Source organism: Streptomyces sp. 3N207, from assembly GCF_052246355.1.
GTDB lineage: Bacteria > Actinomycetota > Actinomycetes > Streptomycetales > Streptomycetaceae > Streptomyces.
The window spans coordinates 45,246-70,781 of record NZ_JBQQBV010000025.1 but is presented as its reverse complement, the minus strand read 5'-3'; the positions used below and the strand labels follow the sequence as shown (position 1 = coordinate 70,781).

The 25,536-nt window shown below is 69.5% G+C and carries 19 protein-coding genes and 2 pseudogenes; 12 read left to right on the top strand and 9 right to left on the bottom strand.

The genetic code is table 11. The annotated features are described in order from the left end of the window. The first annotated feature begins 105 nt into the window (after positions 1-105). Both ACTWP9_RS30040 and ACTWP9_RS30035 read left to right on the top strand, forming a co-directional pair. Positions 106-942 carry a polysaccharide deacetylase family protein gene (locus ACTWP9_RS30040; RefSeq protein ID WP_443249459.1) on the top strand — a complete coding sequence of 279 codons (837 nt, stop codon included), beginning with the start codon at positions 106-108 and terminating at the stop codon, positions 940-942. A gap of 578 nt (positions 943-1,520) precedes the next feature. Then, positions 1,521-2,726 (top strand): annotated as a pseudogene (locus ACTWP9_RS30035) (MFS transporter); the annotation flags it as partial. A 149-nt stretch (positions 2,727-2,875) separates the two neighbouring features. On the opposite strand, the gene ACTWP9_RS30030 reads toward ACTWP9_RS30035, so the two are convergent. Beyond that, on the bottom strand, positions 2,876-4,018 hold the full coding sequence (locus tag ACTWP9_RS30030) for a baeRF2 domain-containing protein (RefSeq protein WP_443249458.1): 1,143 nt from the start codon (positions 4,016-4,018) through the stop codon (positions 2,876-2,878). 282 nt (positions 4,019-4,300) lie between these two features. On the opposite strand from ACTWP9_RS30030, the gene ACTWP9_RS30025 reads away from it, so the two are divergent. The 5 genes from ACTWP9_RS30025 to ACTWP9_RS30005 all read left to right on the top strand — a co-directional run bounded on the left by ACTWP9_RS30025 (position 4,301) and on the right by ACTWP9_RS30005 (position 9,197). Beyond that, positions 4,301-5,074: a PTS sugar transporter subunit IIA gene (locus ACTWP9_RS30025; protein WP_443249457.1), complete on the top strand. Its 774-nt coding sequence runs from the start codon at positions 4,301-4,303 to the stop codon at positions 5,072-5,074. Positions 5,075-5,133: 59 nt separating this feature from the next. Further along, positions 5,134-6,705 (top strand): PTS ascorbate transporter subunit IIC, encoded by a 1,572-nt coding sequence (locus ACTWP9_RS30020; RefSeq protein ID WP_443249456.1) that lies wholly within the window; start codon positions 5,134-5,136, stop codon positions 6,703-6,705. Positions 6,706-6,797: 92 nt separating this feature from the next. Further along, positions 6,798-7,601, top strand: a complete 804-nt coding sequence (locus ACTWP9_RS30015) for an alpha/beta fold hydrolase (protein WP_443249455.1) — start codon at positions 6,798-6,800, stop codon at positions 7,599-7,601. 139 nt (positions 7,602-7,740) lie between these two features. Beyond that, positions 7,741-8,007, top strand: a complete 267-nt coding sequence (locus tag ACTWP9_RS30010) for a hypothetical protein (protein WP_443249454.1) — start codon at positions 7,741-7,743, stop codon at positions 8,005-8,007. A 158-nt stretch (positions 8,008-8,165) separates the two neighbouring features. Then, complete coding sequence (locus tag ACTWP9_RS30005; protein ID WP_443249453.1) at positions 8,166-9,197, top strand: glutathione S-transferase family protein; 1,032 nt, start codon at positions 8,166-8,168, stop codon at positions 9,195-9,197. Between the two features lie 182 nt (positions 9,198-9,379). On the opposite strand, the gene ACTWP9_RS30000 is transcribed toward ACTWP9_RS30005, so the two are convergent. Further along, entirely contained in the window at positions 9,380-9,748 is a 369-nt protein-coding gene (locus ACTWP9_RS30000) for a nuclear transport factor 2 family protein (RefSeq protein ID WP_443249452.1), read from the bottom strand. A gap of 170 nt (positions 9,749-9,918) precedes the next feature. Here ACTWP9_RS30000 and ACTWP9_RS29995 point away from each other — a divergent pair, with 170 nt between their 5' ends. After that, positions 9,919-11,379, top strand: coding sequence for a membrane-associated oxidoreductase (locus ACTWP9_RS29995; protein ID WP_443249451.1), 1,461 nt, complete (start codon positions 9,919-9,921; stop codon positions 11,377-11,379). Between the two features lie 9 nt (positions 11,380-11,388). On the opposite strand, the pseudogene ACTWP9_RS29990 reads toward ACTWP9_RS29995, so the two are convergent. From ACTWP9_RS29990 to ACTWP9_RS29980, 3 genes and pseudogenes are all read right to left on the bottom strand, one after another. Continuing rightward, a pseudogene (locus tag ACTWP9_RS29990) lies at positions 11,389-12,778 on the bottom strand (NADP-dependent succinic semialdehyde dehydrogenase). 52 nt (positions 12,779-12,830) lie between these two features. Next, positions 12,831-13,025, bottom strand: coding sequence for a hypothetical protein (locus ACTWP9_RS29985; RefSeq protein WP_443249450.1), 195 nt, complete (start codon positions 13,023-13,025; stop codon positions 12,831-12,833). 291 nt (positions 13,026-13,316) lie between these two features. Next, positions 13,317-13,736 carry a CBS domain-containing protein gene (locus tag ACTWP9_RS29980; RefSeq protein WP_443249449.1) on the bottom strand — a complete coding sequence of 140 codons (420 nt, stop codon included), beginning with the start codon at positions 13,734-13,736 and terminating at the stop codon, positions 13,317-13,319. A 125-nt stretch (positions 13,737-13,861) separates the two neighbouring features. Here ACTWP9_RS29980 and ACTWP9_RS29975 point away from each other — a divergent pair, with 125 nt between their 5' ends. Both ACTWP9_RS29975 and gdhA read left to right on the top strand, forming a co-directional pair. Continuing rightward, complete coding sequence (locus ACTWP9_RS29975; RefSeq protein ID WP_443249448.1) at positions 13,862-15,676, top strand: glycoside hydrolase family 15 protein; 1,815 nt, start codon at positions 13,862-13,864, stop codon at positions 15,674-15,676. Positions 15,677-15,796: 120 nt separating this feature from the next. Next, positions 15,797-17,149: an NADP-specific glutamate dehydrogenase gene (gene gdhA, locus ACTWP9_RS29970; protein WP_443249499.1), complete on the top strand. Its 1,353-nt coding sequence runs from the start codon at positions 15,797-15,799 to the stop codon at positions 17,147-17,149. 24 nt (positions 17,150-17,173) lie between these two features. Here gdhA and ACTWP9_RS29965 read toward each other — a convergent pair whose 3' ends face one another. The 4 genes from ACTWP9_RS29965 to ACTWP9_RS29950 all read right to left on the bottom strand — a co-directional run bounded on the left by ACTWP9_RS29965 (position 17,174) and on the right by ACTWP9_RS29950 (position 21,128). Further along, positions 17,174-18,541, bottom strand: coding sequence for a glutamate-cysteine ligase family protein (locus tag ACTWP9_RS29965; protein ID WP_443249447.1), 1,368 nt, complete (start codon positions 18,539-18,541; stop codon positions 17,174-17,176). A gap of 230 nt (positions 18,542-18,771) precedes the next feature. After that, entirely contained in the window at positions 18,772-19,938 is a 1,167-nt protein-coding gene (locus ACTWP9_RS29960; RefSeq protein ID WP_443249446.1) for an MAB_1171c family putative transporter, read from the bottom strand. After that, positions 19,928-20,449: a hypothetical protein gene (locus tag ACTWP9_RS29955; RefSeq protein ID WP_443249445.1), complete on the bottom strand. Its 522-nt coding sequence runs from the start codon at positions 20,447-20,449 to the stop codon at positions 19,928-19,930. Before ACTWP9_RS29955 ends, ACTWP9_RS29960 begins: the two co-directional genes overlap by 11 nt. Positions 20,450-20,645: 196 nt before the next feature. Then, positions 20,646-21,128, bottom strand: coding sequence for a hypothetical protein (locus tag ACTWP9_RS29950; protein ID WP_443249444.1), 483 nt, complete (start codon positions 21,126-21,128; stop codon positions 20,646-20,648). Between the two features lie 1,245 nt (positions 21,129-22,373). Here ACTWP9_RS29950 and ACTWP9_RS29945 point away from each other — a divergent pair. Continuing rightward, positions 22,374-23,354 (top strand): LuxR C-terminal-related transcriptional regulator, encoded by a 981-nt coding sequence (locus tag ACTWP9_RS29945; RefSeq protein WP_443249443.1) that lies wholly within the window; start codon positions 22,374-22,376, stop codon positions 23,352-23,354. 837 nt (positions 23,355-24,191) lie between these two features. Continuing rightward, a complete protein-coding gene (gene ccrA / locus ACTWP9_RS29940; protein WP_443249442.1) occupies positions 24,192-25,439 on the top strand; it encodes a crotonyl-CoA carboxylase/reductase in 1,248 nt (415 codons plus the stop codon). Positions 25,440-25,536 lie beyond the last annotated feature (97 nt).

Genomic DNA, 25,536 nt, shown 5'->3' with positions numbered 1-25,536 from the left:
CGCCCCGAATGCGGCGTATCTCTCATCTCGGCGACGCAACCGCTGTACCTCCCGAGTGGTCTGCATCATTGCAAGTTCGGTGAAAACGGGCAGTTGGGAGCAGAAGTGCACAGCAAGCGGGGCAGCAGGCCGGGGACCGTGGCGATATCCGCCGCGGCGGGAACCGTGGCGGTCGGTCTGCTGACGGCGTTCATCGGGACGGGTTCGGGGGCTGCCGCGTCGAGTCGGCATCCGGGCTGGGAGCAGAGTGTGCGCGCCGCGCGCGTGCAGCAGGGCGCCCCGGCCCCGGCCGAGAAGCAGTCCCACGCCAAGCCCGCGAAGCCGAAGGCCCCCCGGAAGGTCAGCCGGAAGATAAGCCACCGCACCGCCGCCGGCGGTCACTCGGTCTCGATGACACTGGACGACGGTCCGCACCCGGAGTGGACACCCAAGATGCTCGACCTGCTGAGCCAGTACCACGTCAAGGCCACCTTCTGTCTGATAGGCCCCAACGCCGAGCGCTACCCGAAGCTCGTCAAGCGGATCGTCGCCGAGGGGCACCGGCTGTGCAACCACTCGGTCGACCACGACACGGACATGGACCACAAGTCGGTGGCCTATCAGAAGCGGCAGATACGCGACGCCAAGCGCATGATCGACAAAGCGTCGGGCGGCGCGCCTCTCCACTACTACCGCGCACCCGGCGGAGCCTTCACCCCCGCCAGCCGCCGGACGGCGGCCGAGCACGGGATGCGGTCGCTCGGCTGGGTCGTCGACCCCGGGGACTGGCAGCTTCCCGGTACGGATGCGATAGTCCGGCACGCCAAGGAGCAGATGGAGGACGGCGCGGTGGTCCTCCTCCACGACGGCGGCGGTGACCGCTCCGAGTCCTACCAGGCGCTCCAGCGGCTGCTGCCCTGGCTGAAGGAACAGGGCTACAGCTTCAGCTTCCCGAAGGCGTGACCGCCAAGCGTGACCACCAGGCGTGACGCTTTGTCCCGGCTCACCGCGACCCCGGCCGACGCGCACGGCTGGATCACCGACCCCGCGAGCCGGCAGGCCCGCTGCGCCACCGGCGTCGTCTCCTGCGGCGAGATCAAGTGGGAGCCGCAGAGCGTCGAGGGTCCAACCGCCCGAGGGTGGCCGTGGTCACGACCCGGGCCGCGTGCCACCCCGGCCCGATCGTCCCCCGGTGAAGCGCGAGCGGCCGTCGGTGAAGCGCGAGCGGCCGTCAGGGAAGACCGGGCGGCCGTCAGGGGAGGCCGATCGGCCGTTTTCTTCCGGTGTTCCGGTCCGCCGTGATCCGCACCGATCGGGTTTCGCCATTCGGTTACCATCCGCTACTCACTCACCGGGTATAAGCAATTCCTGTGTCACAGCCGCCGCTGTCGTCACCGGCAACTCTCTTTGCCCGTAAGGTGATCGGCGAAGTGGGTGGCGACACGCCGAATCACGCGCCTTCCACGGATGGCTTCTTGGTGACTTTGCTTCTCGACTGCCTTGATTCCAGGGGGAGTTCAGAAAATTCTCGGAATCCTATTATGGGCAGCCTTATGGGGAAACCGTTTGCTCGAATCCGGTATTGCGGCACGCTTCTTTTCAAGGAACGGCCCGCCGAGGCGAGCCGGGCAGTCCCAACACCCCACTCCCGCAAGGAGGTCCCGTTGCCCCTTGCCCTCCTGGCTCTGGCCATTGCAACGTTCGGTGCGGCCACGGCCGAGTTCGTGATGATAGGTCTACTGCCCGAAGCCGCCTCCGACATGGGAGTGAGCATCTCCGATGCCGGTGGCTATGTCTCCTCCTACTCACTCGGTGTCGTGATCGGGGCACCGCTTCTCACCATCGCGGGTATGCGGGTCCGCCGTAAGACAATCCTGCTCGTGATGACCGGACTGTTCATTTTCGGGAACACAGCGTCAGCCTTTGTCCCGAACCATGAGCTGCTGCTGACAGCACGCTTTACAGCCGGACTCCCGCACGGTGTGTTCTTCGGAATCGGGGCCGTTGTCGCGGTCGGACTCGTCGCACCCGAAAAGCGTGGCAGAGCACTCTCGGTGGTTCTGGTCGGCGTGCCGATGGCCAACATCGTCGGGTCACCGCTGGGCACTCTGCTCGGGCAGACGGTGGGCTGGCGCTGGACCTTCATCGTCGTCGCGGGGATCGGCCTCCTCGCCCTCGTCTCCCTCGCGGCGCTGATCCCCGTACAGCGAGAACCCGGCAGGGGGACCGTGCGCGGCGAACTCGGCATATTCAAGAGACCACAGGTGTGGCTCGCCTATGCCGTGGTGGTGTTCGGCTTCGCCGGCACCTCGTCGTTCTACACCTACATCCAGCCGCTGGTCACCCAGGTCAGCGGCTACACTCCCACGGCCGCTACAGCACTGCTGGCCCTGGCAGGGGCGGGAATGACGGTGGGCACCATGCTCGGCGGCCGACTCGCCGACTGGCCGGTACGCACTATCTGCTGCGCCCTGCTGGCCCTCGCGCTCTCGCTGGTCATGATCCAGGTGACGGCGCAGAACACCGTCCTGGTCGCCGTCAACGTGTTCCTCACCGGCATCGCCGGCATGGCCGCCATCCCCAGCGTCCAGGCGCGCATTCTCGACCACGGAAGGGACGCGCCCGAACTCGGCTCCGCCAGCGTGCAGTCCGCCTTCAACATCGCCAACTCGCTGGGTGCCTCGCTCGGCGGCATGGTCATCGCCGCAGGCTTCGGCCTCACCTCACCGAGCTGGCTCGGCGCACTCCTGGCACTGGCGGGCGCCTGCTTCGGCCTGCTGTCCGGCTGGCTGGACCGCAGCTCCGGCTCCTGGGAAGTCGCTCCTTCCGCCCCTTGGAAGAGCATCAAGTCGGAGGCGTTATGTGCCCGGGGCGCGCGGAGCGCCCCTTCACGCAGCTATGCAGACGCCCTCTCATCGGTGTGCGTCCATCGCAGCAGGGCTCCGAGCCCACCGACCGGCAGCTCCTCCAGCGGGTCGGCGACCAGCACCTCCGCGTCGGTCGCCAGCGCGGACCGCAGCAGCGCGTCGTCGGCGCGCGCGGGCGCGGGGTCAGGGGCCCCAAGGTACTGGAGCTCGGAGCGCCGCACGGCCACCTGGTCGTAGCCGTCGCCCACCCAGACCTCGCGCTCCCGGTCCGGACCGCCGGGCCGCATCAGCAGGGTGTCGACCCGGTGCTCCCGTGCCGCCTCCACCAGGGAGGGCACCGTCTCCGCCGTGGCCGAACCCGCGGGCGCCGGACCCGGGGTGTGCGCGGCCCGCATCGCGGCGAGCGCCTGAGCGGTGTGCCGGGCGGCGAACTCCTCGCGGGCCCGCGCCGTCTCCCGGTCCAGCAGCTCGGAGGAGGAGCCCGCCGCGCGGCCACCGTGCGAGGTCTCCACGGCGATGGCCCGCAGCTGTTCGGGCAGCCGCTCATGGACGGCACGCCGCTCCCGTGGGTCGCCGCTGAGGACGAGCACGTCGGCACCGGTCTCCTGGAAGCGGCGGGCGACGGCCTCCGCGACCAGCCCCGCGTTGCTCTCCCAGGTGTTCTCCACGCGCAGCTGGAAGTGCTTCTCCGACAGCTCTCCGGTGGCTGTACGGTGCACCGGCCACTCCTCGCCGGTTGCCTGCCCGGCGCTGTGCGTCCCGTGCGCGTCCACCAGCTCGAAGTCGGCGCCCGTACGGTCGATGCGCGCCGTAAGACAGCGCGGGTTCTCCCCCAGGAGTTCGGGCAGCGGTCCCAGGTGCGGCAGCGCCGACCAGCTGACGCGACTGCGGTCGGGCGCCAGATTCAGTGGCAGGTCGAGCACGATGTTGCCGTTGGCCGCGAACACCACGCTGCCCCGGGGCCGGGTCCTGGGCGAGAGCGCGGCCAGCTGCTCGGCGACGGCGTCCACGGTTGACGCGTCGGCCCCCTGCCGCGCCAGCTCGTCCCCCGCGGCGCGGGCCGCCAGCCGGCGCTCGTCACCGGCGGACTCGGTGGCCCGTGCCGTACTCGTGTAGACGGTGGCCCACGGCCCGTTCCGGTCGAGAAGGGGTGCGAGGGAATCGAGGCGCATGGTTCCTCCCTGCTTCGTGCGGGGGCGCCTGCTTCGTGCGGGGCGCGTTGTGCATCTGTCCACGGAGTGCTGCGGCGGCGCCGGTGCGCTCGGTGGCGACCGTGACCATCCACAGACCGCGCGAGTACCCCTTGCTCTCCGCCCCGACACGGGGCCTGTCCGTAAGGGGGCGCGCACCGCTCCGGCCCCGGCGGCGGTGTCCGGGCCCGTCCCCGGCCCGCCTACGGGTTCTTGCAGGGAGGCGCCCCGGGGCCGCGCAGAGCGGCGTGTCAGTATCCGGGCATGGCGTCACTGAGCGAACTCCTGCCGCGCGAGGCGATCCGGCTCGACGTGTCCGCAGCGGACTGGCGCTCCGCGGTCCGCGTGGCGGGCGAACTGCTGGTCACGCGGGGTACCACTACCGATGCGTACACCGACGAGATGATCCGCAACGTCGAGGAGAACGGGCCGTACATCGTCATCGCGCCCGGTTTCGCCTTCGCGCACGCGCGCCCCTCGCCCGCGGTGCGCCGCACGGGCATGTCGTGGGTGCGGCTGGCGGAGCCCGTCAGCTTCGGGCACGGGACGAACGACCCGGTCGGCCTGGTCGTCGCGCTGGCGGCACAGGACTCCGGCGCGCACACGGCGGCCATGGCGGCTCTCGCCCGGCTGCTGGGCGACCCGGACACCGAGGCGGCGCTTCGCGACGCGGCGACACCCGGGGATCTGCACCGGGTGCTCCAGCAGCAGGAGTCCGACGGCGAGCGTCCGGCGCGGGCGAGCGGACCGGCCGTGCAGAAGATCCTCACCGTCTGCGGCAACGGCGTCGGCACCAGCCTCTTCCTCAAGAACACCCTGGAGCAGGTCCTCGACCGCTGGGGCTGGGAGCGGCACATCACCGTCGAGGCCACGGACACCATCTCCGCGAAGGGCAAGGCGGCCGAGGCCGCGGCCATCCTCACCTCCCGCGAGATCGCCAGGACCCTCGGTGACGTGGGCATCCCGGTGCGGGTCGTGGAGGACTTCACCAGCGCGAAGGAAGTGGACGCCGCGCTGCGCGAGACCTACGACGTCTGAACCCGCCACCCCCCACACCTCCTACGAGCTACGAGCACGGCACGAAAGCGGAAGGCGCCATGGACTGGCTGGTCACCATCGCGAAGTTTCTCGTCACCGAGATCCTCAGCGTTCCCGCGTATCTCATCGGTCTCATCACGGCGGCCGGCCTGATCGCGCTGAAGAAGTCGGCGGGGCAGATCGTCGGCGGCGCCATCAAGGCGACGCTGGGCTTTCTGCTGATCGGCGCCGGTGCGGGGCTGGTCGTCAGCTCACTGGCGCCGCTCGGCGAGATGATCCAGGGCGCCACCGGAGCGCACGGGGTGATCCCCACCAACGAGGCCATCGTCGGTATCGCGCAGAACCAGTTCGGCGCGCGGGTTGCCTGGCTGATGATCGTCGGGTTCGGCCTCGGCCTGCTGCTGGCCCGGTTCACGCCGTTGCGCTACGTCTTCCTGACCGGCCACCACATGCTCTTCATGGCGACGCTGCTGACCATGGTGCTGGCGACAGCGGGGCTGTCCGCGTGGGTCGTGGTGACGGTCGGCGGCGTACTGCTGGGCATCCTGCTCGTCTCGATGCCCGCCTTCGCCCACCCGTGGACCAAGCGCATCACCGGCAACAACAGTATCGCCATCGGCCACTTCGGAACGGCCGGCTATGTGACGGCCGGTGCCGTCGGCCAGCTCGTGGGCAAGCGCAGCCGCAGTACGGAGGACATGAAGCTGCCCGAGGGGCTGCGCTTCCTGCGCGACTCGATGGTCGCCACCGCCCTGTCCATGCTGCTCATCTATGTGGTCATGGCGATCCTCTACGTCGTCAAGGCCGGCGAGAAGACGGCCTTCAAGGCGTTCGCCGCCGACAGCGGGACAGCCGCCACCAGCCTGGGCAACTATCTGATGCAGGCCATCATGCAGGGCCTCCAGTTCGGCATCGCGGTCGCCGTCATCCTCTTCGGCGTCCGGACGATCCTCGGCGAACTCGTCCCGGCCTTCCAGGGCATAGCCCAGAAGGTCGTGCCCGGCGCCGTGCCCGCGCTGGACGCGCCCATCGTCTTCCCGTACGCACAGAACGCGGTACTCGTCGGCTTCCTCTCCAGCTTCGTCGGCGGTCTGTGCACCCTCGCCCTGCTCGCCTGGGTGCTCAACCCGGCGTTCGGTCTCGCGCTGGTGCTGCCTGGACTGGTGCCGCACTTCTTCACCGGCGGCGCGGCGGGTGTGTACGGGAACGCGACCGGCGGCAGGCGCGGCGCGGTGCTCGGCGCCTTCGCCAACGGCGTCCTCATCACGCTGCTGCCCGCCGTGCTGCTGAAGGTCCTGGGCGCCTTCGGGGACGAGAACACCACGTTCGGCGACGCCGACTTCGGCTGGTTCGGCTCCCTCATCGGCTTCGCGGACAAGGTGGGCGAGACGGGCGGCATCGCCTTGATGCTCGCCACCGGGGGCGCGGTGCTGGCGGGCGCCATCCTGGTCCAGAAGCGTGTCGTCGAACCCGGCTGGGACCCCGGAGCACGCCGCGACGCGCTGCTGCCGGCAGAGGCGGTCGGTGCCGGCGCACCCTCCGACGCCGCGACCGGCACGCCGCCTGGCAGCTACCCCAAGCTGCCGCCGCCCGCCGGTGCGCCCACGCCGCCTCCGCCGCCCGAGGGCTGAACCGGCCGCGTTGCGCACCGCGTGCAGCGCCTGGTCGTCGGCGGCTGCTGATAGAAGTCTCAGCACAACGCCACAGCCAGGAAGGGCCCGCCATGACCGTGCGCTTCGCCACCTCGTCCGACGGCACCGAGCTCGCCTACGAGCAGTTCGGCGACGGCCCGCCCGTCGTCCTGACCGGCGGCGCGCTCGCCACCCGCACCGCAGGCGTGCCACTCGCCGGTGAGCTGGCGGCCCTGGGGCTGTCCGGGGTGGTCTACGACCGCCGGGGCAGGGGCGACAGCGGCGACACCGAGCCCTACGCGCCCGCGCAGGAGGGCGCGGACCTGACCGCCGTCGCCGAGGCGCTCGGCGGGGGAGCGGCGGGAGCGGAGGTGTTCGCCTTCGGGATGTCGTCCGGCGGCCTCGTCGTGCTCGAAGCGGCGGCGCGTACGGGGGGCACACTGAGCAGGCTCGTACTCTTCGAACCGCCCTTCACCGGCGCCGCGGGCCAGCTGCAGGATCCCGTCCGCGTGGCCCGGCTGACCGAGCTCATCGGGCAGGAGGACCGCTCGGAGGCGGTTGCGTACTTCCTGGCGGAGATCATCGGACTGCCCCCGCAGGCCGTCGAAGGCGCCCGCCAGTCCCCAGGGTGGGACGACATGAAGAAGATCGCCCACACACTCTGCTACGACACCACGCTGCTCGGCGACGGGACGCTGCCGACCGGAACGCTGGCCGCTGTGCGGGTTCCCACTCTCGTGCTGTCCAGCGACGCCAGTACGCCGGTGCTCCAGGAAGCCGCCCGCGCAACGGCGGAGGCACTGCCGTACGGCGAGCACCGCACCCTGCCCGGCGCCTTCCACCAGGTGCCCCCCGAGGACCTGGCGCCGGTGGTGCGGGACTTCCTCACCGGCTGAGCCGACGGCCCGCGACCCGTGCTGCGCGTCCGACCGTCAAGAGTTGCCCATGGCTTCCCCAACTACGTCATGTCCGGGGGCAGTTGGGGGAAGCCACTGGCTGTCGCGGGGAGCGGCGCGAGCAAGACGGGGGTGGCACATGGACGCGGCGACAGCGGGCGGGGCCCGGCGGTGCGCGGCGGCGGACGAGGCGGACCCGACGCCGTGCGAGGGCAGGCGCAGGGCGGTCAGCGTCATCGAAGGGAACGGCACCCAGCACACCGGCTGTATCCACCACACGGCCCGGCTGCTGGCCAGCCTCGAAGGCGCCCGCCTGCATCCGTCGGCCGCCGCCCTCCCCTGGGCGTGCGAGGTCTACTGCCGGGCCGCCCAACTCCCGCCCTGCGCCTGGCAGGTCGGGCGCTGAGCAGCCGTTCGGCAGGCCGCACGGAATCGGCCCGTATCACCGTCCTCACGCGTCGGTACTCGGCACGGACGGCGCCGGAGTGATGAGATGCGCTCGGGCGGCGAACAACCGCTCGGGCGAGCAAGGACTCCGCCCCGACCTGCCAGAAGGAGACCGGAATGAGCACCGCTGAGGCCGCCGACGGCGCCGGGAACACCGAGTACGGCCGGAAGCCGTTCAAGAGGTCCAAGAGCCACTTCGCGGACCGGATCACGGCCGACGGCCGGGACGGCTGGCCCGTCGAGGCGGGCCGCTACCGGCTCGTCGTCAGCCGCGCCTGCCCATGGGCCAGCCGCGCCCTGGTCTCGCGGCGGCTGCTCGGCCTGGAGAGTGCGCTCTCGCTGGGCGTCACCGACCCGATCCAGGACGACCGCAGCTGGCGCTTCACCCTGGACCCCGACGACCGCGACCCGGTGCTCGGCATCCACTTCCTGCACGAGGCGTACGACAAACGGGAGACGGACTACCCGGGCGGGGTCAGCGTGCCCGCCGTCGTGGACGTGCCCAGCGGCAAACTGGTCACCAACGACTTCCAGCAGATCACCCTCGACCTGGCGACCGAGTGGCGGGACCTGCACCGGCCGGGCGCGCCCGACCTCTACCCCGAGGCGCTGCGTGCCGAGATCGACGAGGTGGCCGAGGGCATCTACCGGGACGTCAACAACGGGGTCTACCGGGCCGGTTTCGCCACCACGCAGCAGGACTACGAGGCGGCGTACGCAGATGTCTTCCGCCGGCTGGACCTGGTGTCGGAGCGGCTGCGGGACCGGCGTTACCTGGTGGGCGACACCATCACCGAGGCGGACATCCGGCTGTTCACCACGCTGGTGCGCTTCGACGCCGTCTACCACGGTCACTTCAAGTGCAACCGCAACAAGCTGGAGCAGGACCCGGTGCTGTGGGCGTACGTACGGGACCTGTACCAGACGCCGGGGTTCGGCGACACGGTCGACTTCGATCACATCAAGCGGCACTACTACGTCGTGCACACCGGCATCAACCCCACCTCGATCGTGCCGGCCGGACCCGGGCTGTCCGGCTGGCTGACCCCGCACCACCGTGAGCAGCTCGGTGGCCGCCCCTTCGGGGACGGCACTGCGCCGGGTCCCGTTCCGGAGGGGGAGGAGATCCCCACGGGCCACCGCCCCTGAGCGGGGCGCCCCTCAAGGGCGCGGGGAACTGCGCGCGCAACCACGACGGCGGCTGTGTCGCCGGCGGTCCGCACCACCCGAGCTCCGTCGCACACGCTGCGCGGTCCCGCTCGGTCGGTGCGGCCGTCGCGCGTCCGCGGCCCGTGCCGGCCGCGCCGTTCCCCGCGCCTCTGACGGGGCGCTCAGGCGCCCGGCACCCGGTCCAGGAAGCCCTTGACCGAGGAGATCCGGCCGTCCTCGGCCAGCGTGAGCACATCCGAGCCCGCGGCGGGGGAGGAGCCGTCAGCGGTGACGACCAGCTCCCAGGAGAAGCGGGCGATGTCGTGGTGCCCGTCGACGGCTCCGTCCAGCTGGAACTCGCAGCCGGGGAACTGCTCCCGCGCCGCACCGATCGCGGCGGCCAGCTCGTCGTGGCCCGACACCTGCGCCAGCGGGTCGGTGTAGCTGCCGTCCTCGGTCCACGCCGCGGCGACGGCCTTCGCGCGGCTCTCGGCGTCCGGCGCGTTCCAGGCGGCGAAGTAGCGCTCGACAGCGGCTTCGTAGGTGTTCATGGCGTACGTCCCCTCGCTCTGGTGGAGGCCCGCCGACGATTGCCCGCGGGCCGATGCCCTGACGATGCCGTCCGGGCAGGGGCCGGGTCGATTACCCGCGGGGTAAGCGCCGATGCGGGCGACACCGTGCGGAGTTGACGCCTTCGCGACGTACGGGAAGAGTCGCGCGCGTGGAGATCAACGAACTGACGGAGCCCGAGCGGCGGGTGTGGGAGGCGTTTCCGCTGGGTGCGCCGGTCGACCTCACGACGGCGGACGAGCGGACCGTGCGGGCCCGGGTGCTGCGCTCGCTGCTGCTGACCCCGCCCGAGGAGAACGGAGAGATACCGGCCCTGCGGCTGCGGGGCGCCCAGGTGACCGGGGAACTCAATGTGCGCTCCGGCGTGGTCCGCTGCCCGGTGTCGCTGCGGGACTGCGACTTCGAGGAGACGGTCGTGCTCTACGGCGCCGAGTTCCGGCAGCTCACCCTGAGCGAGTGCCGGATGCCGGGGCTGTGGGCGACCACACTGCGCGTGGACGGGGTGCTGCGGCTGAACGACTGCCGTATCCCGGGCGCTGTGGCACTGTCCGGAGCGCGGATAGCAGGAGCTCTCTTCCTGAGCCGCGCCGTACTGGGTACTCCGGCCGGGGCCGATGACGACAGCGAAGGCTCGGCCGAACGTCCCGAATCTCCCCTGAAGTTGGACCATGCGACCGTCGGCGAGGACCTGCGGGCCACCCGGCTGACCGTGCACGGCCGGGCCCGGCTCGAAGGGGTGACCGTGGCGGGCCTCGTCCGGCTCGACGACGCCCGTCTCCTGCAGCCCGGCGGCACCGCGCTCCATGCCGAGACCCTCACCGTCGGAACGGATCTGCACGCCATGCGGCTGCACGCCGAGGGCCGCGTCAATCTGCGCGGTGTCACCGTTCCCGGCCAGCTCAACTTCGGCTACGCGCGGCTGTCCAACCCGGGCGGCGTCGCCCTACGGGCCAGCAGTTGTACCGCGGGCGAGTTCTGGCTGCGCGAGGTGCCGCCCATAGAGGGGGATGTCAACTTGCGCCGGGCCCGGGTCGACATGCTGTACGCGGAGCCCGGGGTATGGCCAGGGGGCGTGCGTTTCGATGGCCTGTCGTACACCACTCTCGCCCCGGCCCTCCCGGCCCCCGAGCGGCTGGAGGTGCTCACTCGCGACGGCGACGGCTATGTGCCCTTCGCGTACGAACAGCTGACCGCCGCCTACCGGCACATCGGCGATGACGCCGCCGCCCGCGCCGTCCAGCTCGCCAAGCATCGCAGACACCGCACGACCCTGCCCCTTTACGGACGGCTGTGGGGGCATCTGCAGGATGTGACCGTCGGATACGGCTTCCGCCCCATGCGGGCGGCCGGATGGCTGGCCGGGCTGCTCCTGCTGGGGGCGCTCGCCTACGGACTGCATCCGCCGCGGCCCCTCAAGGCGGAAGAGGCGCCCGACTTCAACGCCTTCGCCTACGCCCTCGATCTGCTGCTGCCCATCATCGACTTCGGCCAGGAGAAGGCGTACGCGCCACAGGGCTGGTACCAATGGCTGGCGTATCTGCTCATCGTCGCGGGCTGGGTGCTGGCGACCACGTTCGTGACGGGCGTCAACCGCACGGTGACCCGGTACTGAGCGGAAGGATCACGCGCGCCAGACCGTCGTCGCGTTGCAGAACTCGCGGATACCGTGCCCGGACAGCTCCCGCCCGTACCCGGAGCGCTTGACACCGCCGAACGGCAGGGCCGGGTGCGAGGCGGTCATACCGTTGAAGTAGATGCCGCCGGCTTCCAGGTCCTGGACGAAGCGGTCCGTCTCGCACTCGTCCTGGGTCCAGACGTTGGAACTGAGCCCGAACGGGCTGTCGTTGGCCAGCTCGATCGCCTCGTCCACGTCCCGTACCCGGTAGAGCGAGGCCACCGGGCCGAACGCCTCCTCGCGGTGGATACGCATCTGTTCGGTGACGCCGGTGAGCACCGTCGGCTCGTAGTAGTAGCCCCGCTCCAGGCCCTCGGGCCGACGGCCTCCGCACAGTGCCTGCGCGCCCAGGGTGAGTGCGTCGGTGACCAGTTCCTCCAGGTCGTCCCGGCCCTGCTTGCTGGAGAGCAGGGCCGACATCCGTTTCCGGCTGCATCGGGTCGCCGACGGTAAGCCCCTGCATGCCTGCCGTGAACCGTTCGGCGAACGCGTCGTAGACGTCGGTATGGACGATGAAGCGCTTCGCGGCGATGCACGACTGGCCGTTGTTCTGCACGCGCGCGGTCACCGCCGTCCGTGCAGCGGCATCGATGTCGGCCGAGGGCATCACGACAAAGGGGTCGCTGCCGCCGAGTTCGAGAACCGTCTTCTTGACCTCGTCGCCCGCCACCGAGGCGACCGAACGCCCCGCGCCCTCGCTGCCCGTGAGGGTCGCCGCGACCACCCGCGGGTCGCGCAGCACCGACTCGACGGCGCGGGAGGGCACCAGCAGGGTCTGGAAGCAGCCCGGCGCGAACCCTGCCCGGTGGAACAGATCGCCCAGATAGAGCGCGGTCTGCGGCACGTTCGACGCGTGCTTGAGCAGCCCCACATTGCCCGCCATCAGCGCGGGCGCCGCGAACCTGATGACCTGCCAGAGCGGGAAGTTCCACGGCATGACGGCCAGTACGGGACCCAGCGGGCGGTAGCGCACCCTGGCCCGTACGGCGCCCGAGTCCTCGACGTCATCGGCGGCCGGGTACTCGGGTGCCAGCAGCGCCTCGGCGTTCCTCGCGTACCAGCGCATCGCCTTGACGCACTTGGCGGCCTCCGCCTCCGCGGCGGCCAGCGTCTTGCCCATCTCCGTCGTGATGACGCGCGCGACGCCGGTCGACTCCCGCTCCAGGAGATCGGCCGCCCCGTTCAGCAGCCGGGCCCGCTCCTCGAACGTGGTGGTGCGGTAGGCACGGAAGGCGGCGTCGGCGTCCGCGAGGCGCTGTTCGATCTCCTCCTCGGACAGCGGATCGAACGTCTGGAGGGTCTCGCCGTCAGCAGGGTTCACCGTGGCGATTGACATGGCTGCGGCCTCTCAGCGGTGCGGGCCGGCCGTGGCCGGCCCTTGGGGGTCTTCAGGGTTCCGTCGCGGGCGGCACGTCCTCGGGGTCGTAGTCGTCCACTCCGGCGTCGACCCGCTCCTGCTCCGTGCGCTTGGCCAGCGCCTCGTCGTCGGGCTTCTCCGGCATGCCGCCGTGGATCCGCCGTTCCTCGGGCCCACGGATCTGGTCGGGCTCGCTTCCTGCCTGGTCCGGCTGGCGCTTGGGCATTTCCAGCTCCTCACCTCAGGTAGGGGCATTCAGGTCTGTTCGGGGCATCCCTTTTATCCAGGGAACACCCATACGCGCGGTCGCACCAAGCGGAGCGGGGCACCTTCGCCGGCTGTTGATCGTTTCAGCGGTGACGGCTCCTGCTCGTCCGCTGCTACGGGCCGCCCTCCGGCTCGCGCATCGCCCGCCCGGGCCCGGGTGGTTCCTCGCCACGGTCGGTGTCGACCCGGCTGCGCAGGGCGGCGGCCCTCGACGGGCCGTTGGCCTCTCCCTCACGTATTGGCCGATCCCTCACGTGTTGGCCGACGCTGCGCTGATCCCGCTCAGGGTCGAGTCCGGGGCACGCTCGACCGCCAGGTCGCCCAGCGCCACGACGCCCACCGCCTCCGCGCCGTCCACCACCGGCAGCCGACGCAGGGCGTGGCGGCGCATGAGGTCGGCGGCGTGGCCGGTCTCCTCGTCGGGTGAGACCGTCACCAGACGAGGGCTGCACACTTCGCGCACCGTCGTATGGAGCGGGTCCCGCCCCTCGGCCAGTACCCGGATTGTCAGATCGCGGTCGGTGACCAGGCCGCGTAGCTCGTCGCGCTCCGTCACCAGTACGGCGCCGATGTCCTCGTCGCGCATCCGCTGCGCGACCTCGCAGACGCCGGTGAGGGTGCCGACCGCCACCGGTGCCGGAGTCATGATTTCGCGCACCCGCTGGGTCATCGCCGTCCTCCTTCCGCGCGGGCGGCGGCTTGGGTCGCCGCCGTGGGAAGCGTCGAGTACCCGGCGTCGCGGTGCGTCACACAGGGCACCCACGGGGCGCGCGGCCGGGTACTAGGGTCGCGGGCATGACGCAGGTGTCCCCCTCGCGGCGAGATGAACCGGACGGTTCGGACGGCACGGAGCCCTGGGCGCTGCGGGACTACGCCTTCCTGGGCGACGGTGAACGCGGCGCGCTCGTCTCGCCGCGCGGCGAGCTGGTGTGGCTGTGCGCACCCCGCTGGGACAGCGACGCGGTCTTCTCGCAACTGATCGGCGGCGCCGGGCAGTACGACGTACGGCCTGCCGACAACTGGCAGGTCAGCGGCGGCTTCTACGAGAACGGCACGCTGGTGCGGGTCAGCCGGTGGGTGACGTCGCAGGCGGTCTTCCTCACGCGTGAGGCACTCGCCCTGCCCTCCGACCCCGAACGGCTCGTCCTGCTGCGCCAGGTGAGCGTCGAGTGTGCCCCCTCCTCCGGCGCCGGGGTCCGGCTGGCGCTCGATCCGCGGCCGGGTTTCGGCCATGCCGAGCTGGGCGGCTGGCAGCAGACCGAGGAGCGGATCGGAGCCGGCGACGCCGCACCGGTGTGGACGTCCTCCGGCGGCGGGCTGCGGCTGCGCTGGTCCGGCGCCCCGGAGGCGCGCCAGGACGCGGACGGCGCGCTGCGCGGCGTGTTCACCCTGCGGGAGGGCGAGCGGCGCGACCTCGTGCTGGAGATCAGCACCGAGCGGGCCGTCGGCCGCGGCAGCCTGGAGCCGCACGGGCTGTGGGAGGAGACCCTCCGCCGCTGGCGGCAGCTGGTGCCCGACTGCGACAGCCTGCTCGCCCCGCGGGACGCCCGGAAGGCGTACGCCGTACTGCACGGGCTGACCAGTGGCGCGGGCGGCATGGCGGCGGCGGCCACCACCTCGCTGCCCGAGCACGCCGGTGAGGGCCGCAACTACGACTACCGCTACGCCTGGCTCCGCGACCAGTGCTACGCGGGGATCGCCGTGGCCGCACACGGGCCGCATCCGCTGCTGGACAGCGCCTGCGACTTCGTGACCGCGCGCATCCTGGAGGACGGCGAAGCGCTGTGCCCCGCCTACACCGTCACCGGAGAACCGGTGCCCGCCGAGCGGAGCCTGGGACTGCGCGGCTACCCCGGAGGCAGCGACCGGGTGGGCAACCAGGCGGGCAGGCAGTTCCAGCTCGACACCTTCGGCGAGGTCCTCCAGCTGTACGCGGCGGCAGCCCGCCACGGGCACCTGGAGAACCGGGACGTCCGCCGCGCCGCCGATGTCGCCGTCACCGCCGTCGAGCACAACTGGCGGCGCCCCGAGGCCGGGCTGTGGGAGCTGGAGGAGCGCTGGTGGACGCACTCGCGGCTCAGCGTGGTGACCGGACTGCGCTCCCTGGCGGCGCAGCTGCCCGAGCGCGCGGCCGGACGCCCCCGCGCGCTGGCCGACGCGGTGCTGGCCGAGACCCGCGCCCGCTGTCTGCGCCCCGACGGAGTGTGGGCCCGCGCCGCCGACGACCGGGACGTGGACGCCGCCCTTCTGCTGCCTTTGGCCCGTGGCTGTCTCCCCGGCGACGATCCGAGCACGGCGCGTACGGTCGCCGCCGTACAGCAGGAGCTTTCCGAGGACGGTTACGTCTACCGCTTCCGGCACGACGGCCGTCCCCTCGCCGAGGCCGAGGGCGCCTTCCTGCTGTGCGGCTTCATGATGTCCCTGGTCACCGACCATCTCGGCGACCGCCCCGCCGCCTACCGCTGGTTCGAGCGCAACCGTGCCGCGTACGGTCCGCCGGCGCTGTACGCCGAGGAGTTCGGCGTCGAACAGCGCCAGTTGCGCGGCAATCTGCCCCAGGCGTTCGTGCACGCGCTGCTGCTGGAGAGTGCGGTACGGCTCGCCGAATGACACACCGCCCCACCCGCGAGGGTGTTTCTCGCCACTCGCGAGCCGGACTCGTGGCGCCCGAACGTACCCTCGTGACCAGCCTGTCCCGGCAGGGCATGGGCGGCCGTGCGAATGACGAGGATGATGTCCGTGGATGCCAGCAGCCGTATCGAAGCGGTGTACGCCGACGTTCTGCGCCGTAACCCCGGAGAACCCGAGTTCCACCAGGCCGTACGGGAGGTGCTGCACAGTCTGGAGCCGGTGCTGCGCAAGCGCCCCGAGTACGCCGAGCCGAAGCTGGTGGAGCGGCTGGTGGAGCCCGAACGGCAGGTGCTCTTCCGGGTGCCGTGGACCGACGACGCGGGCGAGGTGCACGTCAACCGCGGCTTCCGGGTGGAGTTCAGCAGCGCGCTGGGCCCGTACAAGGGCGGGCTGCGCTTCGTGCCGCAGCTGTCGCTGGGCACCGTGAAGTTCCTCGCCTTCGAGCAGATCTTCAAGAACGCGCTGACCGGGCTCGGCATCGGCGCGGGCAAGGGCGGCGCCGACTTCGACCCCAAGGGACGCAGCGACGCCGAGGTCATGCGCTTCTGCCAGTCCTTCATGACGGAGCTGCACCGCCACCTCGGGGAGCACACCGATGTGCCCGCGGGCGACATCGGCGTCGGCTCCCGCGAGATCGGCTATCTGTTCGGCCAGTACAAGCGGCTGACGAACCGTTACGAGGCAGGCGTGCTCACCGGCAAGGGCATCGGCTGGGGCGGCTCACACGCGCGTACGGAGGCCACCGGGTACGGCACGGTCCACTTCGTCCGCGAAATGCTCGCCGCCCAGGGCGAGGACCTTGCCGGGCACCGCGTCGTCCTGTCCGGATCCGGCAACGTCTCCCTCTTCGCCGTCGAGAAGGCCCAGGCGCTCGGTGCCCAGGTCATCGCCTGCTCCGACTCCTCCGGCTATCTCGTGGACGAGGCGGGCCTCGACCTGGACCTGCTCAAGGAGATCAAGCTGGAGCGGCGCGGCCGGCTGGACACCTACGCCGAGGCACGCCCCCGCGCCCGGTTCAGCACCCGCGGTTCGGTCTACGACGTGCCGTGCGACATCGCCCTGCCGTGTGCGACACAGAACGAACTCCACGAGGAGCACGCCATCAGCCTCGTCAAGAACGGGGTCAAGGTCGTCGCCGAGGGCGCCAACATGCCCTGCACTCCCGACGCCGTGGGCGTGCTGCGCGAGGCGGGCGTCCGCTACGGCCCGGGCAAGGCCGCCAACGCGGGCGGCGTGGCCACCTCCGCGCTGGAGATGCGGCAGAACGCGGCGCGCGAGTCCTGGACGTTCACCGAGACCGAGTCCCGGCTGGCCACGGTGATGCGGGCGATCCACACCGACTGTGTCACCGCCGCCGAGGAGTTCGGCAGTCCCGACGACTACGTCCTGGGCGCCAACGCCGCCGGCTTCCACCGGGTGGCCGAGGCGATGCGGAGCCAGGGCGTGGTGTGACGCCCGGCTGAGCGGAACGGGCCGCTACGGGATGCGGTGCCGGGCGATGTGGCGTACCGGAAAGGTCGCCGGGTCCTTCCGCAGCCGGTCGAGCGTGTGCTGCGCAAACGTCATGCCCGACTCGACGATCTCGTGCAGCGGGGCCAGAAACTCCACGGCTTCCGGACGTTCGGTGCCCGCGGCGACGCGGGCCCGCAGACCGGATTCGCTCAGCCGCAGCAGCTCGGCCGCCACCTCCCGCACCGGGCGGCCGGCCAGCTCGGCGGCCAGGCCGCGGCAGGAGATGTCGCGGAGCGCGGCCCGGTGCTCGTCCGGACCGATGCCGCGCAGCAGTTCCCAGGCCGCCGCGCGGGACGGCGGATGGTAGCTGAGCCCGGTCCAGAAGGCGGGTACCGCCCAGAGCGCGCCGTAGGGCGGACCGTCCACGGCGCGCAGCTCCAGCGTCTCGCGCAGCCGTACATCGGAGAAGATCTGCGACAGGTGCGCGCGCCAGTCGGCGAGCCCCGGCCTGCTCCCGTCCCCGAAGCCCTGCCGCAGCAGGGTGCCGAACGGCACCCGGGGCGCCGCACACCGGCCGCCGTCCGGTGCCGCACGGTGGATCATCGGAAGGTTCAGCGCCCAGTCGATGAACATCTCCACGTCCACGTCCTCGCGCAGCATCATCGGGACGATGCCGGTGCGCGCCGGATCGGTGCGGCTGAGATAGTCCATCCGGCGGGACAGCTGCCCGCACGGACGGCCGCCCTCCAGCGGCGCGTTGACGAACAGCGCCGCCGCCGGGGTGGAGGCGGCGGCCAGGACCCGCAGCTTCCGCGTCAGGTCCTCGTACGAGGTGAAGTCGAGGGAGACCTGCGTCGAGAGGGCCAGCGACATCACCTGCACCCCAGCTGCGCCCGGTCTGCCCAGGCGCTCGAAGTGCCGCCGCATCAGCGGGGTCCGTGAGTGCGGCACCCACTCCGCCTCCTCCGGCGCGGTGAACGGGTACTGCCCTCCGGGCACCAGCGCGAAGCCGAACCGCCGCGCCGCCGCGGCCAGTCCGCGCAGCGCCCGGTCCGTGACCCCGGCGAGCTCGGCCACGCAGGCGTACGGCGGGGAGGAGTACTCCACGGCGCCGCCGTGCTCCAGCGAGACAGTGCCGCCCTCCGGCAGCCGCACCGCCACCAGTGCCGCGCGGTCGTACTGCGGCACGGCATCCGGCCGCTCGGCGACGAGGTGCTCCAGGAGGGCGCGGACCCCGCGCTGCCCCTCGTACGGCACCGCGGTACCGGTCCCGGGGTCCAGCGCGGCCGTCTCCACCTCGATACCGACCAGCTCGCTGTTGTCGGCGCCCTTCTCGAAGACCCCGCGCAGCTCGGCCCGGGAAAGTGACGGCGTGACGGGGGCGAGAGCCATGGCGCACCTCGGGATTCGGCCGAGCGGTCAACGACGGGAGAAACGGAACCAACAGCCCGGTCCTACCACATACCGGCGGCCGCTGGACCCCGTGACCTGCACGGATGCGCACCTTCAGGTGACCTGACCTGCATAAATGGGGAGGAGTGGGGCAGGGTTTCGTACCTCGCGCCTGCATTCCTGGGGCGGCAGCGTGGCTGCGCCGCAGGGGAGTGCGCACCAGGAAAAGCTCATTTCCAAAGTTGCGGCTCGAACGTCCGAGTCGAGGCCGATCCGTAGGCGTCAGCCACGTCGATGAGAAACCTCTTCTCGCCCTCGAGGTCGCTGCCTGCGAAGGCGCATGCATTGAAGGAGCTCAGCCGCTGAGGTCGGCCGACGGTCTTGGCCCTGCGCGCTTCCCTGATCACACACGCCAACACTGCCGCCTCCTCGCTGCCGGAGTTCGCAGCGCCGTTGATTGAGACATGGCACCTGGCGAGATCCGGCACCTGTGGCTCGACATAGTCGTTGAGTACCAGGATGGCGTCGCGGGTCTCGATGACCTTGCGGTACAGGAGCAGGCTGCGAGGGATCGGTGGCCACAGCAACTCGACAAGTCTCGCCCGCGGCCTGGTCAAAGCCACATGGGGCACAACTTGCACGAGGTCTCGCCACAGCGGCCAAAGGCGCCAGGCGGCGGCGATGTCCGCGGCCGTGCGACGCAGGGTGAACAGCGTCGGCACCAGGATCGCTGCCGCCCTCAACAAGCCGTGCAGATTCATCAGGAGCGGCAGAAGGGGCAGAACCCAGGTGCCGTTGGCGGTGACCAGGAGCAAGTGCCCCAGCCAGAACAGTCCCACCAGCACCGTGCCCAGGCCGAACAGTCGTAGACCGACTGCGAGACCGGGGTTTTCCGTGCGCCGGCTGTAGCGCAAGCAGACAAAGGCACAGACAGTGTTCGCCAGCAGATGAGCCGAGATCAGGGTCACCCAGTAGGCGAGAGAGGGAGGAAAGCCTTCCGCCGCCGGGACGTCGTGTTCCCGATGCGGCAGTGCCAGGGTGTCGAGCACGAGAAGGGCAGCCATGACCAGGCCGGCAGTGACGAAGAATCCGAACTTGCGCCGACGGCTGCTTGTGGATACAGCGACGAAGTAGAGCACGGCGCCGGCAGACACCACACCGATCAGATTCCTCGTCAGAGCGAGGGAATGAGCGATCCCGGAGCCTCTTATGGCGAAATCCGCGACGCGGGGAAGAGCAAGAGTCATCGCCGTGGCTGCGGTCGCGACAGCAAGCCACAGCCCGCGCTGCTTCGGTGAGTGGACCGCCGACGGAAAACGAATGAGTACAGCCACCCAGAGAATGACGACACTTGGGTATGTAAGGAAATTGCCGAGATCGGCTGTCTCAGCCGACATCCGATGCCCTTACACCCAGTGCTGATTCGAGCGTCGCCAGTACTCCGTGCGATTGCTCCTGGTACGGCCGGTCGGCACTCATCCTCATCATGCTTGCGAGCATCTCGGCTTCCTGCTCCTGCCGAGTGGAGTAGTTGGCGCGGCCCAAGAGTTGCTGCACGCGCCCAACATTCAGATCGGGCAGGAGCGCCTCGATGCCACCGCTGATGTCTTCCCCCAGCATATTGTGCTCGAACAGGAGGTGCCCGAGCTCGTGGAGCACGATATGTTCCTGGTGTACTCGGGAAGTTTGTTCAGCGTAGAAGATGTGGTCATCCGCGGGAGTGGCGATCCACAGACCGCAGATGCCGGAGGCCGCAGCTTCTCGTGGTAGCGAGTGCAGATGCAGGCGCTTTCCGCGCTGCTCCTCCACGTTGCGGCACAACTCGTCCATGTGAAACGGGCGTGGTAACCACACGTTGTGCAACACGGCTTGGCAGCGCTTACGCAACTCCAGATATTCTCGCGACATGTGCCCCCGTTTCCCATCCACGTTCAGCGGCGATGGGCGCGTGGGAGCAGGAACAGCACCCCCACCCTACGGGTTGGTCGTGTCAGCAGATACGCCCGAAGTCCACCGCGAGGATATAGGAATTACGCGCAGGCCCCACCTGAATTGGCGACGATGAGTAGTTCACCGGGCAGTGTGGCGCCTATCGGTCCAGTACTTATTCGCCCGCTCCCTCGCTGTCACGTTCTGCATCGCTGACATCCGACAGATTCTGCACCTTCCGTGCCTCGTTGATCATGATCAGAAATGCGTCGAGTGTTGAAGGAGAGAGTCCCTCGGATCTGAGTGCCAGATTCCTGACCCTGGTGTCACGCAGCGCGGAGAGCAGAGACAGTTGAGCGTTGACGCGTTCCGATACTTCTTCGTTCAGGAAGTACTCGGGTGGCACTCCGAAGAACTCTGCCAGAATGTCCAGTTGGTCAAGTGTGACGTTACGCTTCTTCCCCGTCGACAGTTCCCACAAGTATGTGGCGGAGATTGTGCCGCCCGTCGCCTCCCTGATCTCAGCGGCAAGTCGGGCAAAGCCGGGGCGTTTACGTGAGTCAGGGTATATCGCCTGAATCAGTGCATTGAGGCGCTGGTCAAACTTCCGGAGCAGTGGGCGGTTGATCCCTTGGCGTTCTGACTGGCCGCGCATCATGCATGTCCTTCGCTTTCAGAGGCGTTCATGTATGTCGGCCCGAAAAAGGAGACAGCTGCGGCTCCATGGATACAGGACATTCGCTTGAGCGGACAAGGGGAGGTTTTCGGCCACGGCGTGTAAATCAAGCCATCGCCCGCTCAAGCGGTTGCGACGGAGGCCCGCCGTCCGCTCTGCTGCTGACTCAAGGCGAGCGATCGACAACCCCCCACCTCTCTTCAACTTCTCGAAAGCAGCCTTTCAGCAGGAGGTTTCTGTTGAGTGAGCTCCGGCTCGATGCGCCTGCGGTGCGCCGCGTGGGGCCATCGGCGAGACGGCCGTTCGGTCGCACGCTCGACGCGATCAAATGGCGGCGCGCGGCCAGTGACGCCGTGAAGTGCGTTGTTCTCCCTCGGGGATGCGCGTCGGAGCGATCTTGCCAGGCTGAGCGCAAGGGCAGATTTTCCGGCTGCTGACAGCGGTCTCCGCGATGCCGACCAGGCAAATGAAGAATCGTTCCTGCACGCCTTGACCGATAGTCCTTGACCTACAGCTCGACCGATAGCTCGCCAGGTCCGGCCTGGTGGAGCGCTTCCATGCCTGCCGTATCGGGCCCAGCAGGAAGGAGGGTCACGCAGAAGCGAGTGGATGCGACGCCAATTACCGTCTGAAGCCTTCATCCCGTATCTGGTGCGTGCAAGGAGGTCCGTGCCGGCAAGTGTCCTTGAAGCGTTCTGGTTGAGCGATTCGACGCGATTCGACGCGACTCGACCCCGAAGTCGTCGTCGACGGAACGCACCGGGTCACTTGTGACGGCTTCTTTCTCTCCGGTTCGACGCTTCAGCTGCATTGCATTGCTTCAGGCGGTGGCGAGAAAACTCTGAGGGAGGATTACATTGAATCCGATTCCTTTCCGGTTCGATCGCGTATGTACCCCGTCCAGCTCGAACATCCCGTTCCGAGATCGCCGTGAGGCGCTGATCGGCCGGCTCCGCAGCAAGGGAGGATCACCGACCGTCGGTGCACGCGTTGCCCGGGGCAACGCGGAAGCGATCGACGCCCGGTACTCGCAGCGCACCGCAGGCCAGTGGCCCTCCTGGCGGTGCCGCCAAGTCCGCCCCGTTCCCACGGGAGGGGTTCGGCGGATGCTCCGGCCGATGTTCCTCGCGCTTTCGTTACTCGCCGAACCACGGGCAGGCGACCGGTCGGCTGGTCTGCTGGACAGCCTGCCGGCCTCGCCACTTCTTGCGTCCGCCTGGTTCTGCCGTGCTTGAAGCTCTGGGGCTGAGCGCGGACGTCGAGACGGTGTACCGGGTCACCCTTGAGCATCCCCATGCGGAGGTCGAGAAGGTTGCCCGGCTGTCCGGTCTGTCGGAGGGCGAGGTCCGCGAGGCGTTCGATGAACTCGCCGACCTCCAACTCCTGCACCGGAGCACGAAGTTCCCGGATCATGTACAGCCGGTGAGTCCTGAAGTTCGTCTGACCGGTCTGCTCGCTCAGCGCGAGCTCGAACTCAGTTCCCGCCAGCGGAAACTCGAAGCCACGCGCGCTGCGGTGTCGGCGCTGACCGCGCAATACTCGAACAAGTCCGGATATGCTCCGGAAGTTGTGCATCGCCTGGTAGGCCCCGAGGTGGTGCACAAGCGTCTGGAAGAATTGATGGATCAGGCGCGGGAGGAACGTCTTTCTCTTTCTCCCAGTGGCGCGCAGGAGCCGGATATTCTGGAGGCCGGAAAGGCCCTCGAACAGAAGGCACTGGAGCGGGGAGTCTCCATCCGGACCATCTACCAGGACAGTTTCCGGAATGATCCGGCGGTCCTCCGCTACGTGCGCTGGCTGGCGTCCTACGGAGGTCTGACCCGGACAGTCCCGACGTTACCCATGCTCGTGGTGATCGTCGACAACGAGGTGGCCCTGGTGCCCCTCGACCCCGACGACTGCCGGGCAGGGGCACTCGAACTGCGGAGCCAGGGGGCGGTGGCCGCCATGCGGTCCCTCTTCGAGCAGTTCTGGAAAGCGGCCACTCCGTGGCAGGAGGCTTCTCATGTGGACACCAGAGGGCTCTGCCGACGCGACCGGGAGTTGCTGCACTTTCTGGCCATGGGGAACACGGATGAAGTCATCAGCCGACGGCTCGGTGTATCGCTCCGCACCGTGCGGAGGAGAGTCGCGGACCTGATGCGGCGACTCAACGCGCGGAGCCGGTTCGAGGCCGGCGTGCAGGCGGCCCGCTCCGGCTGGCTCTGACGGCTTCCTCGGCCGTGCTCGTTCTCCGCGTCTGCCGGGGCGGCACGGCCGCAGTCGGTCTCCGCCCCGGACCGGCGGACCAGGAGAACCTCGACCGGTTCGCGGCGCAGGAAACGCCTACGGTGGCGCCTGACCGGCAGCCTGACGGGCAGTCCGGTCCTGGCAGCAATCACGCGGCGCTGCGGCGGAAGTGTCACCAACTTGTCAGGCCCGTTGCTGCAATTTCGGCCGGTGGACAGCGGCTGGGGCTTCGTAGAGCATGGACTGCGCGAAGGCAACTGGATACCCGGTGAGCGGAGAATCCTGGGAGCTGAGATGCACGAGTCGCAGAGAAACCTTTCGGACCGCACTTCGTCCGATGAAATCAGAGGTCTTGCCGTCGCTACCTGACGCCCCGGCACAACGATGGTGAACCGTGCATGCCGTGAGCCATTTTTCTGTCGGGTGTGGAGGGCTCGCCGCCCGTTTCGTCATCGCGAATCCCGAAGCGGCTCGCGATGTCAGACGCTTGAAGACGCTTCGAACAGACACTGTGCCCCCCGGAATTCCTCGGTGTCGCGGCAGCGCGGGAGATGCCTTCGCTGTCACCGATTCCGCGCGCCCGGCTTCCGGTCCGTGGCCTCCCCGCTGACACCGTTCAAGTGATCTCGTTCCCGGAAAGGGGCCATTTCCCCGCCCGATATCGTCCGGCTCCCGGTGAGGGGAACGGCGCTACGGCAGGCCATGCCTGAGCACCCGTGCCCGTCGAGCGACCCGTAGCGACAGCCGGGCCCGGCAGCACCGGCCCTGTCTTCGCGCTCGGAGAATTCCAGGTCGACGACCGGAAAGAGGAGAGCCATGCCGAAATCCCTTTACGAGCTCGGAGAGACGCCACCGCTCGGCGAGGTCCCCGAGCGGATGTACGCCTCGGTGATACGCCAGGACCGGTACGGCCCACCGAAACAGGCATTCCGGACCGAGGTCGTCGACGTGCCTGCGGTGGGAGCAGGCGAAGTGCTGGTGTACGTGATGGCAGCCGGGATCAACTACAACAACGTCTGGGCGTCACTGGGCCTGCCCGTCGACGTTATCGGCATGCGACAACGCCAAGGTCTGACGGAGGACTTCCATATCGGCGGCACCGATGGCTCCGGCGTGGTGTGGGCGGTCGGAGAGGGCGTACGGCATGTCCGTGTCGGCGACCGCGTAGTGCTCTCCGGCGGGCAATACGACGAGAAAGACGAAGACATCATGCTGGGCGCGGACGTCGCGACGTCCAGCAGCGGGCGCGCCTGGGGATACGAGACCAACTACGGCTCCTTCGCCCAGTTCTGTCTGGTGAGGGACTATCAGTGCCACCCGATGCCGAAAGAGCTGTCGTGGGAGGAGGCAGCCGGTTTCGTGCTGTGTGCCTCCACGGCCTACCGGCAGCTCTTGGGATGGCAGGGCAATACGGTGCAGCCGGGCGATCCGGTGCTGATCTGGGGTGGCGCAGGCGGCCTGGGCTCGATGGCCATTCAGCTGGTCAAAATGTTCGGCGGCGTGCCGATCGCTGTCGCTTCGGGCGAGGCCCGCGCCCAGTACTGTCGCGATCTCGGCGCGAAAGGCGTCATCAATCGCCTTGAGTTCGACCACTGGGGCAGGCTGCCGGCGATGGAGGACGCCGAGGGCATGGCGAAGTTCCTGCAGGGTGCGCGGGCCATGGGCAAGCAGATCTGGGAGATCGTCGGCGCCAGGAAGTCACCGCGGATCGTCTTCGAACACCCGGGACGGGACACGCTGCCCACTTCTCTCTACCTGTGCGCCAGCGGCGGAATGGTGGTGACCTGCGGCGCGACCACCGGCTACGACGGCAGTATCGATCTCCGGCATCTGTGGATGCGCTCCAAGCGGCTGCAGGGCTCGCACGGGGCCAACGCCCGTCAGTTCCGGGACGTCGTGAGCCTTGTCGACGCGGGGCTGCTCGATCCCTGCCTGTCGACCTGTGAGCGGTTCGAGGACATCGGCTCCCTGCACCAGCTGTTGTTCGACAACGCGCACCCCGTGGGCAACATGGCGGTGCTCGTCAACGCGCGGGACCGGGGGACGAACACCGTCGAGCACTGAGCGGACGTCGGCTGAAAAACGCCCCGTGTGTCCGGATCGAATAGGCCCCGTTCGATTGAACGGAAGGTATGTGGTGAACAGTCATTGGCCGACCGCC

Bases quoted from the DNA above. Each gene is read 5' to 3' on its own strand.
- ACTWP9_RS30030 (WP_443249458.1), bottom strand. From the start codon at position 4,018: ATGCGCCTCGATTCCCTCGCACCCCTTCTCGACCGGAACGGGCCGTGG.
- ACTWP9_RS30025 (WP_443249457.1), top strand. From the start codon at position 4,301: ATGGCGTCACTGAGCGAACTCCTGCCGCGCGAGGCGATCCGGCTCGAC.
- ACTWP9_RS30020 (WP_443249456.1), top strand. From the start codon at position 5,134: ATGGACTGGCTGGTCACCATCGCGAAGTTTCTCGTCACCGAGATCCTC.
- ACTWP9_RS30015 (WP_443249455.1), top strand. From the start codon at position 6,798: ATGACCGTGCGCTTCGCCACCTCGTCCGACGGCACCGAGCTCGCCTAC.
- ACTWP9_RS30010 (WP_443249454.1), top strand. From the start codon at position 7,741: ATGGACGCGGCGACAGCGGGCGGGGCCCGGCGGTGCGCGGCGGCGGAC.
- ACTWP9_RS30005 (WP_443249453.1), top strand. From the start codon at position 8,166: ATGAGCACCGCTGAGGCCGCCGACGGCGCCGGGAACACCGAGTACGGC.
- ACTWP9_RS30000 (WP_443249452.1), bottom strand. From the start codon at position 9,748: ATGAACACCTACGAAGCCGCTGTCGAGCGCTACTTCGCCGCCTGGAAC.
- ACTWP9_RS29985 (WP_443249450.1), bottom strand. From the start codon at position 13,025: ATGCCCAAGCGCCAGCCGGACCAGGCAGGAAGCGAGCCCGACCAGATC.
- ACTWP9_RS29980 (WP_443249449.1), bottom strand. From the start codon at position 13,736: ATGACCCAGCGGGTGCGCGAAATCATGACTCCGGCACCGGTGGCGGTC.
- ACTWP9_RS29975 (WP_443249448.1), top strand. From the start codon at position 13,862: ATGACGCAGGTGTCCCCCTCGCGGCGAGATGAACCGGACGGTTCGGAC.
- gdhA (WP_443249499.1), top strand. From the start codon at position 15,797: ATGATGTCCGTGGATGCCAGCAGCCGTATCGAAGCGGTGTACGCCGAC.
- ACTWP9_RS29965 (WP_443249447.1), bottom strand. From the start codon at position 18,541: ATGGCTCTCGCCCCCGTCACGCCGTCACTTTCCCGGGCCGAGCTGCGC.
- ACTWP9_RS29960 (WP_443249446.1), bottom strand. From the start codon at position 19,938: ATGTCGGCTGAGACAGCCGATCTCGGCAATTTCCTTACATACCCAAGT.
- ACTWP9_RS29955 (WP_443249445.1), bottom strand. From the start codon at position 20,449: ATGTCGCGAGAATATCTGGAGTTGCGTAAGCGCTGCCAAGCCGTGTTG.
- ACTWP9_RS29950 (WP_443249444.1), bottom strand. From the start codon at position 21,128: ATGATGCGCGGCCAGTCAGAACGCCAAGGGATCAACCGCCCACTGCTC.
- ccrA (WP_443249442.1), top strand. From the start codon at position 24,192: ATGCCGAAATCCCTTTACGAGCTCGGAGAGACGCCACCGCTCGGCGAG.